Raw genomic sequence first — 16541 nt, 5'->3', positions numbered from 1 at the left:
CCCGGCTTATTTACCAAGAATGTTATTAACCGCTTTCAGGTGGCCAGCTTTATCTTTGTGATTTGAAACCACCTGAATAACGGAGAATTTCTTGTTGGCAACCGCCAGCAGCGTCGCCTGTTGAACATCATTACCCCCCATTTTGTCAGTGGCTTCAACGTGATAAACGGGCAGACCATTGTCATTCTCAGTTTTCTCACTGATCACCGTATAAGAAGGTGACGCCTGCTTCTGCTTGTCTTTGATAGACTTCCCGCCTTCAAGAAAATCAGCGTCACTGCCACCGCGCGCAATCAGCGGGATCTCTTCTTCGCCAATGATCAACACGCGTTTTTCCTGCTTGTTTACATACATGGTTCCGGGTCCACCGCCCGGAACAGGCTGCTTTTCATAACCCTGCAGGTTGAAAGTCTGTTTGCCATCCAGCAACGAGATCGTCTGATTCTGCGTGTTTGCAGCCTGTGCTGTTTTCGCTTCGGCTGCTGATGCGATCATCGGGGCGCTGCCAAGTGCAGCCGTCAGGCAGAGCGCACCCATAATGTTTAATGATTGACGTAATTTCACCGTGAACTCCTTCGTGTAGTGGCTATTTCCATTTCACTGACACCGAATCGGGTGTCGGCGAGGCAGAGGCGTTATCGGGTCAGGTCGTAAATACAGATCCCTGAACCGAGCAATAACAAAATTATCGGCCAGTAAAGAACGGGGATAAAAAAGAAGTTGTGGGTTTTTTCGGGGGCCATCATCGGCTCACTTTTGGTCGCCGTTGCGATGGAGTCCAGCCATTTTTCCTGCCGGAGCGCCCAGACGAAGAGCGCACAAAAGAGGGCAGCAACGATGAGCGTTGCGCCTGTCGCCCATAAATGCGCGACAAAAAAACCATCGTAGTAATAAAAATCCAGCACCCATTTACACAGCAGATAAGCAGCACAAATTAATAGTGCGACAAAAAACCCGACTCCGCTCCAGGCGATCATATTTATATCCTATAGATGGGTGAGGAACGAGAAATTATTTTCTTGAAATTAACATATTTTTATCATTGTAGCGATATTTTCTTTGGTGCTAATATTCTCCCTGCCCCGTTCAGGGCATATCAGCCCGATTCGTTATAAAACGCCTGATGCCGCCAGGATTATTTCCTGAGGTTGTTGCTTATCCCGGATCCAGTGTGCCATTAATATTGCTCGCCGGATGCGGCACTGCTGTTTGTTGCACTGCGCTATTATTTTAGTTTGAATGAATCGCGGCTGTGATATCGCTGTTTTTAACATTTGCATCGGCTGTTTAGGTGGGAGACATTTATGCCGCTGTCATCCGGATGAAACAGTATGGTGATCGTCAGATTTCGTGTAAAGCATGGAGGTTGATATGGAACAACTCACTGAAAATAATGGTAAAGAGAACAGATCTAAAGAATACAGTGCGAGGTGGCAGGCCCGCTTTGATTTTTTCGACCGTTATGGTGCTCCCAGTTCACCCGGCTTCAGACAGGCACTGAAGCAACTGCCTTTCAGGCAAAAATTCAGAGTGAACATGAATTTAATTGCCTTCATTTTTGGCCCGATTTATCTGTTTGTACTCGGCCTGTGGAAAAAGAACATCATGCTGATTTTAATTATGATGGCTGTTTATGTTATTTTGATCATCGCTTTAGCGATAGCGGGCATGGAGTTCCCACGGTATCTTCAGGGCGGCCTGGCCTATGGCTTTAATGCACTGTACGGCATGAGTACGAATTACAATTATTACCTGAAAGAGCGAAAAGGCGATAACGGCTGGAACCCCTTTAAAGGGATGCGCTGGTAATTTTTTTCAGCGCAACTGGCAAAATATAAAATCTGGTATAGGGTCAGCAGGAAGGCAGCTTTTTAAACTTCATGGCGGAGGCTGACCAAAATAAATAATAAACTTTAACTCAAATTATCGGTGTTATGCCTGAGCAACGTGAGCCGCCCGAAGAATAGCGAACGGGCAATGAAAAACATCCAGAAATATTTTCCGGGCTTTTCAAAATGAGTTCAGACTGGATTATAATCTCATTGCACTCATTACACTCTCTCTGAAGCGCTTACGTGCCCCGCACGGCATAGTCGGGGCCAGGATATTCTTGTTGAGAACTTCCTGATGTCAGCAGCTTCTCCCTTTCACTGACATATAGGATGTTATTATTTTGAAATCATTAACGGAATTGAAAAAGGGTTATCTGAAGGTATTTCTCTGGCTGCTGTTCACACTGTTTCTGGTACCTGTTATTACTCTGGTTTTTGCTGAATACGGCAATGCGCAACTCGATCAGCAGTACACCCAGTTCTTTATGAACGATGCGCAGGAGCAACATCAGGATACCGGCAAACTGCAGACATTTTTGCAGCAGAACCCGCCGTCCAGCGTCTGCGGCCCGGTCGATGAAAATCTGCAGGATTACAAAAACGCCGTCTGCGCACCGCAATCCGAGTTGTGGCAGTTCTACATGATGGATAAAGTGGCTTTCTGGACGCTGATCGGCAGCGGCGTTGTCCTGCTAATGGTGCTATTGTTCAGTGCGCTGGCTTTTAAAAGCCGCCAGGGACAGGTGATCAGTCTGGCGCTGGCCCGCAAATTCCTGATGCTGGCCTGTTCACTGGAAGTTATGGTTCAGGGCGGCATGCTGGTCTGGCTCTCATTCTGGGGTACCGCTTTCTTCACGCAAACCTACTATCCAAAGCTGGTGATGGCCGTAGGCCTGCTGGTGCTGGCCGGCATGTATTACATGATTAAAGGCATCTTCAAAAAACTCCCGCCGGAAGAGAGTATTGAAGGTGAAGTCGTGACCCGCGAAGCCGCTCCGGCACTCTGGTCACAGATTGATATGCTGGCCGCCAGAGTCGGCACCACGCCCCCCGATCATATCGTTGCGGGCATCGATACCAACTTTTACGTGACGGAAGCCCCACTCAGCGTAAACGGACACCCGCTTACCGGTCGTAAACTCTATGTCAGCATTCCGCTGCTGCGTCAGCTCACCGTTGCGCAGGCTGATGGCGTGATGGTCCATGAGCTGACACACCTGCATGAAGGTGACACCGCTTCCGGCGCACTGCTGGGACCGAAGCTGCATCGCTTTGACCTCTACATGCAATTGATGGGTCAGAATCTGGCAACACTGATCGTGTACTATCCGCTTTACCTCTATCGCATGCTGTTTGAGCTGGCATGGCAGCGCAACAGCCGTGAACGTGAGTTTGTGGCGGATCGCAATGCCTCAACGCTGGTCTCCCCCGCCGCGATTATCGAATCGCTGATCAAAGTATCCGCCTATGCCAGTTACCGCAGTGAAGTTGAGCGCAATTTCTTTAATAACCGGACGCTGCATGAAAATGAACTGGGGATCAGTAAAGCTATCGCTGCCGGTCTGCCTGAGCATGTCGCGTCTCCGGACTTTATCAGCGTTGTCCGCGAACAGAATGTGCCGCACCCCTTTGACTCACACCCGCCGCTGGCAGAAAGGATGCGCAACGTCGGATACAACATCGACGAAGCCGACTATGCAGCGGTCGCCGCCGATTTCCCGGCCAAGAGCTGGGTTGATTTGATGCCGGTTGCCAACGAGATCGAGCAGCAGTTGTGGCAGAAATATGAACGCGACTTCTCTTCAGTGCATGAGGAAAGCCTGGCCTGGCGTTATCAGCCTGAGGGTGAGATGGAAACCGCGCTGGTGCTGAAGCATTTCCCCAATGTGCCTTACACGCTTAAAGATGGCTCGCAGATTGTCATCACCTGGCAGGGCATCGTGTCACCGAAAACCGCCGAACTGCTGGAGTGGGATAACGTAAAAAACATCAATGTCATTCGTAATTTCGGCCGGGATAAGCTCTACCTACAGCATGAGCAGCCGAACGCTAAAGGTAAAAAGCGCAGTGAGATCCCCTTACCTGGCCTGAAGAAAGAGATTGAAGCCTTTAAAAATACTCTCGGCCTTTACTGGCATCGCCATCAGACGGTCAGGGCGTTAATGAAAGAAGAATCAGCCGAAGCGTCGCCAAGCGCATAAGCCGTTTGTCATCGGCTCCCTCATCGCAGCTGATAAGGGAGCCAATGCGAATATCCATTTCCAGTCTGTATTTCTGACCACATAAAGAAAGGACCGATCGTGTTTAAAAGCGCAAGCAGTGCCAGCATGCCCGCGATGACGGTGACTGCCCTTGTGCTGCCTGGCTATCCTGTTTACCTCACCCGATCCCGACGTGGCCGGAATGACAAAAGCGATTGAAGCTTAATGAAGCAGACGCTGGGCGAGCAAGGCGCTTTACTTGTGAATCTGCCCCGGCTTTACCGCTTTTCGACCATTTACGCGAATTCTGAGTGATGTCGATTGTTCCGCCTGATCAGCATGCCGCCTGGTGTCCCTGCCCTTTTCGCACGCCTTTCAGGAGTATCTGCGTGGCATCAGAAGCTTTTCCGGCGCGTGAACAGACCAGCCCGAACTCACGGTGTACCGCAGGGATTACCGGCAGCACGGTCAGGCCGCGCAGCTCCGCTGGCAGAGCAGATTCCGGCACCAGTGCAACCCCCATCCCTTCTCGCACCAGCAGGCAGGCACTGATCCAGTCGCGGACTTTTACCCGCACGTCGGTAAGCTGATGGCCTGCCTGTTCGATCAGGCTTCTCCCATTCACCACGCAGCCGCCTGTCGCAAGCACAAAGGGCTGGTCTGCCAGTTCCTGCAGGGTGATGCCGTTCGCGCTAGCCTGCGAAGAGCTGGCAGGCATCACCGCAACCCAGGCGTCCTGTCCTAATATCACGTCAGCACGTCCGGGCGCGGGGTTCATCACCACCCCAAGCTCAACGGTGTCTGCTGCCAGCCACGCCTCCACTTCCTCATCAGTCCCTTCAAGCACCACCACATCCATGTCCGGATGCAGACGCTTAAAGCTCCGCAGCAAGCCAGGCAAAAGTGTAGAAGTGACCGAGGGGAAGCTGGCAAGCCGGATACGTTCCCCTTTTAAACCCCTGTGCGCATCAGCCAGTTCGCGAATAGCATTGAGCTGCGCCACCATCGTTCGGGCATGTTCAATCACCTGCTCACCCAGGGCGGTTATACCGATCTGACGACGCTCCCGCACGAACAACGGGAACCCCAGCGAGGACTCTAACTGGGCAATCGCCTGACTGGCAGCAGATTGGGTCATGCCCGTCACTTCAGCGCCGCGCGAGATGTTACTGGCATCAGCCACCGCCACCAGCAGGCGCCAGTGTTGAAGATTCATCATAGTCATCAGTAGCCAGGCTTATAGTTAATTTATTAAACATTAATTTTACAGCAACAGTGAGACTGAGCACAGTGTATTCAGGCACAACACACGCTACCCGCTTTTAATGTTATCGGAGAAAAGATGAAACTTTACTACGCCGCGGATACCTGTTCGCTTTCGCCCCACATCGTGTTGCGTGAACTGGCAATAGCGTTTGAGCTGGTTAAAGTGGATAACAGGAGCAAGCTCACCGCTGACGGGCATGACTTTCGCTCAATCAATCCCAAAGGCTATGTCGCTGCGCTGGAACTGGATGACGGGCAGATACTGACGGAAGGGCCAGCGATTGTGCAGTATCTCGCTGACCTGAAACCAGAAAGCAAGCTGGCACCGCCAGCAGGAAGCTGGGAGAGGGTTCGTCTGCAGGAGTGGCTTAACTTTATTACCAGTGAAATTCATGCGGGGTCTGCGCTGCTGTTTAACACGTCCCTGCCCGAAAATGTTCTGACGATTTTTCGCGAGAAGCTGTTCCGGCGGTTCGACTATCTGCAGACTTCGCTGGCCGATAAAGCCTTTCTGATGGGAGCGTCGTTCTGCGTTGCTGATGCCTATCTGTACACCGTGCTGGGCTGGTGCAAATTCTTCAACATTGAACTGGCGCGCTGGCCAGCGCTGGTGGCTTATCGGACGAGGATCAGCGCGCGCCCTGCTGTGCAGGCGGCATTACTGGCAGAGGCGTCGCAGTAAGCGCAGCAAAGCTGCAAGGCCGGGTTCCGGAGTGGGCAAAAACTATCGTTTCACACGCGATGGGTTAGTATCACGGGACTCATGTTTCAGCAGGGAGTCGGCTTTATGATTTACAGCGAGAAGGTGGAAACCGCTGTCATCCGGCATGCCGGTAAGGATTTCGAGGTCACGCTATTAAGGGCGAAAGAGGCCAGGCAATGCATCCTTTTCGCAGCCGGTGCTGGAGGAAGTCCATTGCGTCATCTGGCGCTCTTGCAGACCTTTAACCGGAATGGTATTGCGGTGGTCGCACCGCATTTTGATCGGTTGACCTCACCCACACCCTCAAAGATTGACCTGCTGGATCGTAGCCAGAGGCTTGCCCTCGCTCTGGATAATTTTGGTCATGATTATGAATCGATTGCCGGTGTCGGGCACTCCCTCGGCGCCGTGATTCTGTTGATGCAAGTCGGCGCGGAGGCGTGGACCCGAGCCGGAGAGAAGGTGACGTTTGCAGGCAGTCAGGTTTTAAATCAACTGTTCCTGTTAGCGCCTGCGGCGGACTTTTTTAAAGCCCCCTCGGCACTCGCATCCCTCAATGTGCCGGTGAAGATCTGGACAGGCGAAAAGGACACTCTGACACCGCCGTCGCAAGCGCTGTTTATGCAATCAGAATCAGAAAAGGTAATTGATGTTTACGTGGTTAAGGATGCGGGCCATTTTACTTTTATGAACACGCTGCCGCCGCACATAATAGATACCCATCCTTCACGCGAATCATTTCTGCTCAGTCTGGGAGAGGAGATATCCCGTTTCGTCACGGATTATCAGGCCTGACCCGATAAAGAAACACTCTGATTAAACCGAGCCCTCTTTTTCAATAACCAGCACGCGTGCGATGCCCTGTGGGCGCGCGATATGCTCGGTTCCTTCACTGGCGTAAAAGATATCACCGGCGTTGAGAACACGGCTTTTAACTTCGCCCTGTTCCTTATATTGCATTTCAACGCATCCATCCATGACAGCAAAAACTTCCTGTCCATCGTTGATGTGCCACTTGTAAGGCTGATCGGTCCAGTGAAGTTTCACGCTGACATTATCAAAGCTGGCAATATGCAGTGAGTCCCATGCTCTTGAGCCAGTAAATTCTTTACTGCTAAAAAAATTCATCTTTTCTCCCTCAACAGACGTGCTTTAGCGTCATCAATATCAGAGAGAGTGGATGGATTCTATGCGTCCGCTTTATGTTGTCCTGATCTGTCCCATCGTTGTCTGTTTAAGGGCAGGTGAACACTAAATAATTAATTGAATAGCGTAAAATACCGGGCAGAAATAGCAGGGTAAAGCCTGTATTCATTCTAATTCCAAAAGGTCTGTCATCGATGAGTCTGCAAAACCTCTATCGTTCAACAAACGAAAACACCACCGCCATCTGGGCGAAAAATGCAGGAGTTGGGGATATTAAACAGGGAAACTATTACGATCCCGTCAGGCTGGCTCTTGCCTCGGGTATACAGCCCCCTGTTTCTCTGGATGCCTCGCGTCTTATTGGTGAATTGCAGCAGCTCACAAAAGATGACCCACTTGCTGATGTTCTTCCCCCGGAGGGTTTCCATTTTACCTTCCTGCCCCTGACTCTGCCGTTCATGAACGAAAACGAGCCACTGCCAGGAAAAGTGGCAGAATTGACGAAGATCTGGACTGGATTTGATGCAAAGCGAATCGTTATACGAGACCTTCGCTTGGTTGCGTTGCCCAGCCAGTTGTTGCTGGCGGGAATCCCTGACAGTACTGCAATCGCTATGCGCCAGTCCTTCTGCGAAAGCGTTTTGAATTCTCAATGGAAGAATGAATTGCAGCTGCGTCACAGTGGCAGCCCATTACCCGCCCCTTTCTGGCACAGCACCCTTCTGCGCTACGGCGCCGATTTTCTACCCACCTCTCAGCGTCAGTATATTTTTGAACGCCAGGCCGTTAATTTTGGCGATGTTACCGGGGATTTAAAATTGGCGAGGGTCAACTATAACTGGACGATATGTTACCCATTGACGATTTAATCAGGGTTATTTCTCGCTTCCACCAGCCTGATGACGTTCAGCCAATGCCGCCTCATTGTCATCATGTCACTTTTTACCTGAGGAAAAATTCCTGGGAAATTTAAAAATCTGCCGAGAGCTGCCGATAACCTCAGGTATCGACACTCTGTACGCAGGAAACAACATCCATGTCACCATCCGACATTTATAGTAAGCATCAGGAAATTGGCGAAATTACGGCGCGTGCTGGCCACATCCTGCGGCAGCTTCGCGACAGTCTGCAACAGCTGGGGCTTGATAAAACCATTGCCGATGTGGCGGGAAGCATTCCGAACGCCCGTGAAAGGCTGGGTTATGTCGTCACAATGACCCGCGAAGCAGCAGAGGGCGTAATCAACAGCGTGGAAATCACGCAGCCGCTGCAAACTGAGCTGGGAGAAAAAGCGGAGAAACTCACACAACGCTGGGATGCCACTTCCGGGACGCTGTCAGACAAAGAACAGACCCAGGCATTAGCTACAGATACCGTTGCCTTGCTGAATGACGTCCCTCGTGTCACGGGTCTGACACAACAGCAACTGCACGCGATAATGATGTCGCAGGGGTTCCAGGATCTCACAGGACAAATTGTGCAGGCAATGATGGCCGTGCTGAACCAGGCGGAGCAGCAACTGATACAGGTCATCCGTGATAACGCAGGCTCACATAGCAGCGCCGAACGTAATGCGCCTTCTAAACCCGCTTCCGCATCAGAAACGCCTGCCAGTCAGGATGATGTGGATGACCTGCTGGCCAGTCTGGGCATGTAGGTCGACAGAAAGAGGCCAGGCGAACTCTCACGCCTGATAAGAAAAGGGTTTTCGCCAGGACAAATCGCCGGTCCTGATGTGAGCCCGTATTGTGCCAGAAGCGGACATTGCAAAGATCAATGTTTCAAATAAGCCGATAACGGGCTATGCCAGGTGGACTTCATTGACCGTGCTCCATCAACTCCAGCGTCTGTCCATCGGGGCTTTGTAAATAAATTACTCTGGTTCCCTGCATGGGACCTGATAAGACTGTCTGAGGTTTACCTGGTGTTTTCCAGCCATACTCCGATACTTTGCGCAAGAGCGTATCCAGATCCTCAACTATAAACGCAAGGTGAGCATAGCCGGGGATGTAGGGTGCTGAGGGTTCTGCTGGCTGTTTAATGTTATCGTATTGGAGTAATTCAATTTTGATGCCAGCCAGCTCAAGCAACGCCATTCGTACATCAGCCCCCCTTGCGCCTGTAACTTCATCAATGATGGGCCCAGACATTTTCCCTTCGCGTAATAACTCCCCTCCGAGAATATGAGTCCAGAAGAATAATGACTCATCAATGTTTTTAACTGAAAAACCGACGTGATCCACTCTTCTTATCATGAAGTTACCTGCTGAGTTTAAAAATTAAGCACCAAACTATCTGAAATCTCTGCTGTAGTACTTCACGATAAGTGCGAAGTTAGTTTACTCATTAAAACATATAGTTAAGGCTGACCTGACTGAAATATTTCTGATTATCCAGCGTGAGAGCTATGCATATTTATTAATCCCTGAGGAAAATTACGGGACTGCGTTGCAAGTTTTTATCAATCAGAGAGGTCCTGCGATCTTTCGTTTTTTGCTCATAGCGGACCTTGCAGTACGTAGGTCTGCTTTGTGCCATAAGCAGATGTTGTCGCCTTACTCGAATTAGATAGTTATGCTTAAAAATTTTTATGGCACATGCAAAAGGCTCGTAGAATAAAACTCACCAGGAAAAGGGATGACAATCATGCTGGCCTGCTCCAAAAAAACTGACTGGCGGCGTTATGTCCTTATTGTCAGGATGCCCGTCGCAGGTCGTCATGAGGATGCTGTGCCTGAAGCCTGTTTTGCAGTCAAGCCTCGTGCCGAAAATTTTAGCGGGTACGGTGCATCAATAAAGCTGCTCAGACAAAGAGAGAGTTATGGCGAACATTATTGACGATAACTGGATTAGGATATCTGTGATATCAGCAACATTTAGTAGTCTCGTGGGTTCATTACTGGTTTTAATCTATCTTTCCCTGGGGAAAGACAGTGCACCGGTAATGGGCCTCATATTTATTTATTTTTTCATCGTTACGATGAGTATTATTGGGACCACGATGGGAACAATGATAATCGGCATGCCATTAGCGATGATTTCGAAGCGATTTTATCCTGATGCCGCCCTGAAGGGGAGCTTTTGTATTGTGTACTCTGTGCTCTTCATGTGGCTGTTTATACTGGCATGGCCTGTTATCAGGATATGTGAGGCGTCTTATTCGGATATTTTGCTTTTAAGCCCCTATGCTTTCTGTTCAGCTGCTGCACTTGCTTACCTGGTTTACTGGGAATGATGCGTATACATCAGATAGTGCAGACCGAAGGTAAACGGCGAACGCGCCGCCTGGCATGAACGCTGTTCAGCATATTTAATGTTGTTCCGGGCTCATGCATTCTATAGCAAAGCCCGCATTTAATTTTATATCTGCCTGCATAGCACTGTTTGTCTGGGGTAAGGAGCGTAAATGGCCAATGTCATCATTTTACCTGTTCACCTGAAGTAGAGGTCAGGCCTGGGTTGTTTACCATCCTATCGACTTGCACCGGCTGAATTCAGTCTGTGGAACAATGAGCGCCATATGATTTTCTGCCATGCACTGTTTAAAAACCTCCTTTTTGTAATCCCCTGCCTGTAAACCCAGCAGGGTGCTGGTCCGTTCGGCTGCGTTTTTTTCAATGTAATAGCCACAATTTTCTTTGAAATACTTAGCGTTATCGCTCCCAGAAATCGACCGTCTCAGCTGGGCTTCAACTGTATTAACGGACTTATCCTGTGGTACGGCTTTTGCTGATTTCAAGCCAGAATAGAGTGGATTGACCAGTAATTTCTGTGCAAATCGTTGATTTTCGGCGGTTAACTGGCCGGTTTTACACAACTGCAGATAGACCTGCGAAAGGCGTTGCTCCTCAGCGTCGGCAGCATGAGTGCATTCTTCCTGGACTTGTTCATCAGACTTAGCCGGATGTTTTTCAGTGGATCTCCAGTAACTATTTTTAAAGTCCGGAACCGTGCCTTCAAAGCTGCCAAAAGGGCATAATGCACTGGCACAACCCAGTAAAAACATGGGTACGCACGTCAGCATCAGAATACGTAACAGGTGAAAGGTTTTAAGACTGCTTTTATTCATATTATTCTCATTTTATTTAGCTTCGGAGAGAAGGTACGGACAATGTAATTATTTTGACAGACTGCGTTCAGATGAGGCCCGGTCTTCTGCACAGAGTAACATAATCGGGGCAGACCTCGCTTTTTAGGGCAAGTTCGCATATCGATCTAAGTAAAGAAGGGGGCGTGATATTTTATCAATTCTCACTCTCACACCGGCTGCGTGCTATTCTGTTTCCTGCCTGCACCTTTGCTGCGTGTCGTCAGAGTGTGGCCTCATTCATTAATTTCAGATAACGGTAACCCGATATATTTCTGCCGCTAACCACGCAGACGACCTTACGTCCACTCAGTTCTTTTGCATAACGAAGGACTGCCGCAATTGCAGGTGCTCCCGAAGGTTCAATAACATGGCTGTGCTGATTCAGCATTAACAGCATCGCTGCTTTGATCCCGGCTTCTGAAACAATAAGAACACGATCAACGCGGTCGCGTACAAGGGGCCAGGTTATTGCTTCAGGCTCAATATAGCCACTGATGCCTTCGGCGATTGACGGGGATAATTCAACCGGGATCGTTCGGCCAGCCTCTTTCCAGTGTGCAAAAGTCGGGCTGGCTTCACTTTGAATTGCCCACACTTCGGCTGCAGGGTTGATAGCTTTGACGGCCGTCGCAATACCTGACGCCAGCCCGCCGCCGCCAATATTTACGAGAATGACGTCAGCGTCTGCCCAGTCTTCCATTATTTCCAGACCGACGGTGCCGGCTCCGGCTATCATCTGCTCATTATCGTAGGCGGAGACAAACGTCGCGCCGGACTCCTGCGCAGCCACAATCGCGGCCTGTCTCGCCTCTTCAATATTTTCAAAGAACGTAACCTGAGCACCATAGCTTTTCATTGCTGAGACCTTAATCGGGTCTGCTGAATAGGGCAGAAATATGGACACCGGTACACCTGCTGCGTGACCCGCGCAGGCAAGCCCCAGTCCATGATTTCCCGCCGTCGGGGCAATGACGCCGGCAATGCGCTGGTCTGCATTAAGACTGGCAATGACGTTTGCAGCCCCCCTCAGTTTAAAGCTACCCGTATGCTGAAGACTCTCCATCTTGAGCCTGACCTCTGCTCCTGCAAGAGAAGACAGCGCCTGCGAAAGCTGCAGCGGGGTTCTGCAAACCGTTGTTTTGATGCGCGCGGAAGCAGCATAAATCGCCTTCAGCGTGACACTGTCCATTGGTCTTTGGGTGTGGTTTGTCATAATATGACCTCAGAGTTTATATAGGAAAATAACTATATAGGAGGTTGGCTATATGAACAATCCTGAAACATCAATGGCAGACCTTTTCCGCGCTCTCGGCAATGAGCACCGGCTCGTGGTGGTGGAGTGGCTTTCCGATCCCAGGTCATATTTTCCGGAACAGCAGGATGGCGATCTGGTCGAGGATGGGGTGTGTGTCGGGTTTATCACCGAAAAGATTGGTCTCAGTCAGCCTACCGTGACAGGCCATCTTCAGATCCTGGCCAAGGCCGGAATAGTGACCTCGAAACGTATCAAGAACTGGGTGTTCTATAAACTCGACCGTCAGCGGATGGATGAAGCAACCGTAATGCTGTCAGGATATGGGAAGCTTAAGACGGGTCCAAATTAACAGCCACAATCGGGCAGAATGTCCATAACGAAGCGAGCAAAACCGGTAAGTAGGTATACTTCGTTTATAGTACTCCTGCCTTTCAGAGGGACATATCGAATCATCGTTATCTGCCGTCATCTTATGTGCAGTTTAAACTTCAGAAACTACACTGGCTGATAACCATCCTGCAGGTCAGGGTGCGCTTTTCGCTCTTAGCTGACGTTCATCTGATTCCGTCCACCTCGTGTCAGAAGCGGACTTCTGGGCAGGTTTTACAACGTCAGTAATCTTCATTTTACTTTTCCCTCAAGAGTCCGGATTGCAGGCTTATCTATAAACGCTCGGCAAGACAGGCGTAACATCCTTGTTTTGCGTTATGAATATGGATATAGCTCACTGACGGGTCGTCGAAAAAAAGCTTCAGCAGCATTTCCGTATCCGCACCTTCACAGATATCTGCCTGTAACATCAGATGGTTTTCACCGAAGGCCCTTAATGAAAGGAGCCTGGCAACTATCGATTCTGGTATTTTATTGATGTATATACCTTGATCATTACATCCCTCCCACAGGTAAATTGCATGGGAGCCGTGGTAAGGAGTGTAGGCTGGCTGATAAGTATGATTGAGCAAAATCGCTGTTTCACCGACAGGAATATCTCGCAGTGAAATTCTGTCAGGATAACCGGGATGGCTGTCTACCTTTATTCTTAAAGCGCCGTGACGTTTTAAGTAGTCTTCGTCCTGCTTAAAAAGATGAATAAAGGGTTCAGCATTAAGCCCTGAAATTTTAAAACCCATATCTGCCTCCCGTTGTTGTCAGAAAGACATTACCTCTTTATTTTCATTTGCTGCTCGCTGTTTTCGGACAGGGAAATAGCTGATGTAAGGCGGGCCACGGGTTGGTCTCAGGTTACTGAGACCTGTGCTTTTCATGAAGCCTCTACACGACATTAAGTTAACCGCGAATCATTTCAAGGCACAGGAAGTCCGCTCTGTGCCAGAAGCGGACGTTATTATTTTGGACTTATCAATGCAACTAGTAGCGTTCGGCTGTGTTAAAAAGTTGTTTCAAGACAGCTGTGTCTGAAACCTGATGGAGCAGAAATGAGAACGCAAAAAAGATGCATGGGTTATGTGGCCATCGTGGTCGACGACTATGACCGCGCGATTGAGTACTACACCGACAAGCTGGGCTTTACGCTGGTAGAAGACACGCCGCAGCCGGGTAAGCGCTGGGTCGTTGTGACGCCGAATCCGGAAAGCGACTGTAATCTTCTCCTGGCCCGTGCTTCAAACGAACGGCAGGAAGGCTTTATCGGCAACCAATGCGGCGGACGGGTATTCCTGTTCCTGCAGACTGACGACTTCTGGCGCGACTATAACGCTATGAAGGCGAAAGGCGTCCATTTCTGCCAGGAGCCGCGAGAGGAGGAGTACGGGATGGTCGTTGTGTTTGAAGACATCTACGGCAACAGCTGGGATCTTTACCAGAACAAGCAAAGTTAACTCTTCTGGAGTCCGGTTACTAATGCGTAATCGGCCTCAATCCCAGGTCCGCTTTTCGCTCTTAGCGGACCCTGAACTGCCGACAGCAATCGCGAAATTGCATTGCACCCTTACACCTGTATGTATCAGACCTTACCAGTCTTGGTATTCGCCCTACCCTCTGGACTCATCCTATTCCCTGCCTTCAGCGATGCACGCGGTGAGATATCGTATCAACCGGAAAGACACACAAAACGATTTACCTAACAAATGTTAGATAGGTATTGACGTACGTCAGGTTGCCCGCTAAGGTTTGTTTACCTAGCGTTAGTTAGGTATCCCAGCCACTCACTTAAAGGATTGACCATGACTGCTAAACTTCACCTTTTCACCTCGCCTTCAGCTTTTCCGAACCCTCAGCGTCTACGCCTGTTCCTGCACGAAAAGGGCATCGCTGACCAATTTAATGAGACCATCTATGACATGTCTCCTGTAGGAGAACAGCGTGGCTGGCGTCACCTGAATATGAACCCGTGGGGCGAAACGCCCACCCTTCAACTGACAGATGGTAGTTACATTTCCGAAACGGCTGCCATCGTCCGTTATCTGGACCAGGTTTATCCTGGTCGCAGAATCATGGGGGAGACAGCACTGGAACAGGGTCTGGATAACATGTGGGATAACCGGGTGTGGGTGCATATTCTGTATCGCATCGTTACTGCGTTTCACGTGTTGCACACCGGTCTCGGCTTTAAGCTGGAACTGACCAAAAATGAGGCGTGGGGCGAACACTGCCGTAAGGAAGCTTTGGCTCACGCCGCACTGGTCAATCGCCACCTTTCAGACGGCCGCGAATGGCTGCTTGGCGGCAATGAACCGACCTTTTCGGACATAACGCTGGCAACCGCGATCGCCTTCTCGAAATTCCCGGTCAATGCCACTCCACTGGACGAGCGTTTTGAGTTCTTAGATGCGTACTGGCAGCGCTGGACAAAACGTCCCGCTTTCCAGGCGGCCTACTCTGATCGCAACAGCGGCATTCCTGAGCTGGATTCGCCAGCCCAGTAAGCGCTTCTCAATCAACACTCCGGTACGCCGGGATCGCCATTCCCTGACTTTCCCGGTCACCGCCTTGTGCCTGATAGCGTCATTTGTCGATGCCGCTTGCCCGATTATGATGGAACGACATCTGCATGAACCCTCTGGAAGGAGTGAACTCATTGCGCTAACTGATAATCTACCTGTCAACCGTTAGGGGTTTGCTATAAAATAAGCTTACCACTTTAAAAGATCCTACCAGGTCGGGAGGCACCAGGATGAGCACGAACTCAAAGGAAGCCATTTTGTTGGCGGCCAGGAAAATTGCCCAATCTCAGGGCTACAATGGTTTGAATTTCCGCGACCTCGCGCAAGAGGTTGGTATCAAAGCGGCGAGTATTTACTACCATTTCCCAAGCAAAGCCGAGCTGGGTGTTGCCGTTGCCAGACGATATTGGGAGGATGGCGCGCTTGCACTTGAGATGATCGAATCAGAAAGTCCCTCTCCGCTTGACGCTCTGCATCGCTTTCCTGAAATCTTCCGAAGATCGCTTGAGGCCGACAATCGTCTCTGTCTGGGCAGTTTCATGGGCGCTGAAAAAGATAATTTACCTGTTGAATTGACCAAAGAAATCCAGACCTTTGCTGATGTCAATATTGCGTGGCTAAACAAGCTTCTGCTGGCTGCGGAGGTGTGCGAATCAAGTGAGAGTGAATCCAGAGCACGCGCAATTTTCGCAGCTATTGTTGGTGCCCAGCTTTTTGCCAGAAGTCGCTCAGATATCTCGCTTTACGATGCACTGGTCGACTCATACCGCGCGTTCGGACCTCTGCCGGCTTAGCAACTGCCAGCAATGCGGTTCCATGAACGGGCAGCTTTGCCGCATGCGCCCTCAATGCGAAGCGGCGCCCGATCGTGCATGTGCTTTTACACTCAGGAATGCATCACTTTTGCAAACGGTTCGTAACGATGAGCCCACTATCTATGCCATCTATGCTGATACGCAATGTGGGCTCTTCAGAAGAACGCTTACGTATTATCTGACCCCGCGCCTGTTAAGCTAAACCGGAAAACGATCCACCTGGCACAGGGAGTCAATTTGCGTTCTTCGTTTCATAGCGACATCCAAACTTCTTTAAGAATAGCGTTTGTGACCCATTAAATTCCAGTCTCACAGCAGACAGAGTGCTAG

General features: G+C 50.0%; 20 protein-coding genes. 12 read left to right on the top strand and 8 right to left on the bottom strand.

Annotated elements, in window-relative coordinates:
• Window positions 1–6: 6 nt before the first annotated feature.
• Together NP77_RS19395 and NP77_RS19390 are read right to left on the bottom strand one after the other, a co-directional pair.
• The gene (locus tag NP77_RS19395) at window positions 7–564 is read right to left on the bottom strand and encodes a hypothetical protein (protein ID WP_003851672.1); all 558 of its coding nucleotides are present in this window, start codon (window positions 562–564) and stop codon (window positions 7–9) included.
• A gap of 71 nt (window positions 565–635) precedes the next feature.
• Complete coding sequence (locus NP77_RS19390) at window positions 636–977, bottom strand: hypothetical protein (RefSeq protein WP_003851674.1); 342 nt, start codon at window positions 975–977, stop codon at window positions 636–638.
• A 394-nt stretch (window positions 978–1371) separates the two neighbouring features.
• On the opposite strand from NP77_RS19390, the gene NP77_RS19385 reads away from it, so the two are divergent.
• Window positions 1372–1809 carry a DUF2628 domain-containing protein gene (locus NP77_RS19385; protein ID WP_033762506.1) on the top strand — a complete coding sequence of 146 codons (438 nt, stop codon included), beginning with the start codon at window positions 1372–1374 and terminating at the stop codon, window positions 1807–1809.
• A gap of 364 nt (window positions 1810–2173) precedes the next feature.
• Window positions 2174–4033, top strand: a complete 1860-nt coding sequence (locus tag NP77_RS19380) for a M48 family metallopeptidase (RefSeq protein ID WP_039661351.1) — start codon at window positions 2174–2176, stop codon at window positions 4031–4033.
• A gap of 334 nt (window positions 4034–4367) precedes the next feature.
• Here NP77_RS19380 and NP77_RS19375 read toward each other — a convergent pair whose 3' ends face one another.
• Complete coding sequence (locus tag NP77_RS19375; protein WP_181405308.1) at window positions 4368–5252, bottom strand: LysR family transcriptional regulator; 885 nt, start codon at window positions 5250–5252, stop codon at window positions 4368–4370.
• A 123-nt stretch (window positions 5253–5375) separates the two neighbouring features.
• On the opposite strand from NP77_RS19375, the gene gstA reads away from it, so the two are divergent.
• Complete coding sequence (gene gstA / locus NP77_RS19370; protein WP_008924786.1) at window positions 5376–5981, top strand: glutathione transferase GstA; 606 nt, start codon at window positions 5376–5378, stop codon at window positions 5979–5981.
• Between the two features lie 105 nt (window positions 5982–6086).
• Complete coding sequence (locus NP77_RS19365) at window positions 6087–6797, top strand: alpha/beta fold hydrolase (RefSeq protein WP_039661350.1); 711 nt, start codon at window positions 6087–6089, stop codon at window positions 6795–6797.
• 21 nt (window positions 6798–6818) lie between these two features.
• Here the strand turns inward: NP77_RS19365 and NP77_RS19360 are convergent, their stop codons facing one another.
• Complete coding sequence (locus NP77_RS19360) at window positions 6819–7130, bottom strand: cupin (RefSeq protein WP_003851688.1); 312 nt, start codon at window positions 7128–7130, stop codon at window positions 6819–6821.
• A 212-nt stretch (window positions 7131–7342) separates the two neighbouring features.
• Between NP77_RS19360 and NP77_RS19355 the strand changes: the two genes are divergently transcribed.
• Together NP77_RS19355 and NP77_RS19350 are read left to right on the top strand one after the other, a co-directional pair.
• Window positions 7343–8017 (top strand): hypothetical protein, encoded by a 675-nt coding sequence (locus NP77_RS19355; RefSeq protein WP_039661349.1) that lies wholly within the window; start codon window positions 7343–7345, stop codon window positions 8015–8017.
• Between the two features lie 167 nt (window positions 8018–8184).
• The gene (locus tag NP77_RS19350; RefSeq protein ID WP_052250676.1) at window positions 8185–8805 is read left to right on the top strand and encodes a protein phosphatase CheZ; all 621 of its coding nucleotides are present in this window, start codon (window positions 8185–8187) and stop codon (window positions 8803–8805) included.
• Window positions 8806–8965: 160 nt separating this feature from the next.
• On the opposite strand, the gene NP77_RS19345 is transcribed toward NP77_RS19350, so the two are convergent.
• Entirely contained in the window at window positions 8966–9403 is a 438-nt protein-coding gene (locus NP77_RS19345) for a VOC family protein (RefSeq protein ID WP_008924790.1), read from the bottom strand.
• A 382-nt stretch (window positions 9404–9785) separates the two neighbouring features.
• Between NP77_RS19345 and NP77_RS19340 the strand changes: the two genes are divergently transcribed.
• Window positions 9786–9986, top strand: coding sequence for a hypothetical protein (locus NP77_RS19340; RefSeq protein ID WP_008924791.1), 201 nt, complete (start codon window positions 9786–9788; stop codon window positions 9984–9986).
• Window positions 9970–10383, top strand: coding sequence for a hypothetical protein (locus NP77_RS19335; protein ID WP_008924792.1), 414 nt, complete (start codon window positions 9970–9972; stop codon window positions 10381–10383). Before NP77_RS19340 ends, NP77_RS19335 begins: the two co-directional genes overlap by 17 nt.
• Before the next feature lie 228 nt (window positions 10384–10611).
• Here NP77_RS19335 and NP77_RS19330 read toward each other — a convergent pair whose 3' ends face one another.
• Both NP77_RS19330 and NP77_RS19325 read right to left on the bottom strand, forming a co-directional pair.
• Window positions 10612–11217, bottom strand: coding sequence for a hypothetical protein (locus NP77_RS19330; protein ID WP_003851698.1), 606 nt, complete (start codon window positions 11215–11217; stop codon window positions 10612–10614).
• A gap of 241 nt (window positions 11218–11458) precedes the next feature.
• Window positions 11459–12451 carry a threonine/serine dehydratase gene (locus NP77_RS19325; protein ID WP_008924793.1) on the bottom strand — a complete coding sequence of 331 codons (993 nt, stop codon included), beginning with the start codon at window positions 12449–12451 and terminating at the stop codon, window positions 11459–11461.
• 52 nt (window positions 12452–12503) lie between these two features.
• On the opposite strand from NP77_RS19325, the gene NP77_RS19320 reads away from it, so the two are divergent.
• Entirely contained in the window at window positions 12504–12842 is a 339-nt protein-coding gene (locus NP77_RS19320; protein ID WP_003851702.1) for a helix-turn-helix transcriptional regulator, read from the top strand.
• Window positions 12843–13155: 313 nt separating this feature from the next.
• Here NP77_RS19320 and NP77_RS19315 read toward each other — a convergent pair whose 3' ends face one another.
• Window positions 13156–13623, bottom strand: coding sequence for a DUF1203 domain-containing protein (locus tag NP77_RS19315; RefSeq protein WP_008924794.1), 468 nt, complete (start codon window positions 13621–13623; stop codon window positions 13156–13158).
• 306 nt (window positions 13624–13929) lie between these two features.
• Between NP77_RS19315 and NP77_RS19310 the strand changes: the two genes are divergently transcribed.
• The 3 genes from NP77_RS19310 (at window position 13930) to NP77_RS19300 (ending at window position 16190) form a co-directional block, all read left to right on the top strand.
• The gene (locus tag NP77_RS19310; RefSeq protein ID WP_039661348.1) at window positions 13930–14331 is read left to right on the top strand and encodes a VOC family protein; all 402 of its coding nucleotides are present in this window, start codon (window positions 13930–13932) and stop codon (window positions 14329–14331) included.
• A 345-nt stretch (window positions 14332–14676) separates the two neighbouring features.
• Entirely contained in the window at window positions 14677–15378 is a 702-nt protein-coding gene (locus NP77_RS19305; RefSeq protein WP_039661347.1) for a glutathione S-transferase family protein, read from the top strand.
• Between the two features lie 248 nt (window positions 15379–15626).
• Window positions 15627–16190: a TetR/AcrR family transcriptional regulator gene (locus NP77_RS19300; RefSeq protein WP_039661346.1), complete on the top strand. Its 564-nt coding sequence runs from the start codon at window positions 15627–15629 to the stop codon at window positions 16188–16190.
• The last annotated feature ends 351 nt before the right edge of the window (window positions 16191–16541 follow it).

Source organism: Pantoea sp. MBLJ3, assembly GCF_000816655.1.
In the GTDB taxonomy this organism is placed as follows: domain Bacteria; phylum Pseudomonadota; class Gammaproteobacteria; order Enterobacterales; family Enterobacteriaceae; genus Pantoea; species Pantoea eucalypti.
The sequence above is the reverse complement of the archived record's forward strand: the minus strand, read 5'-3'. Positions and strand labels throughout refer to the sequence as shown.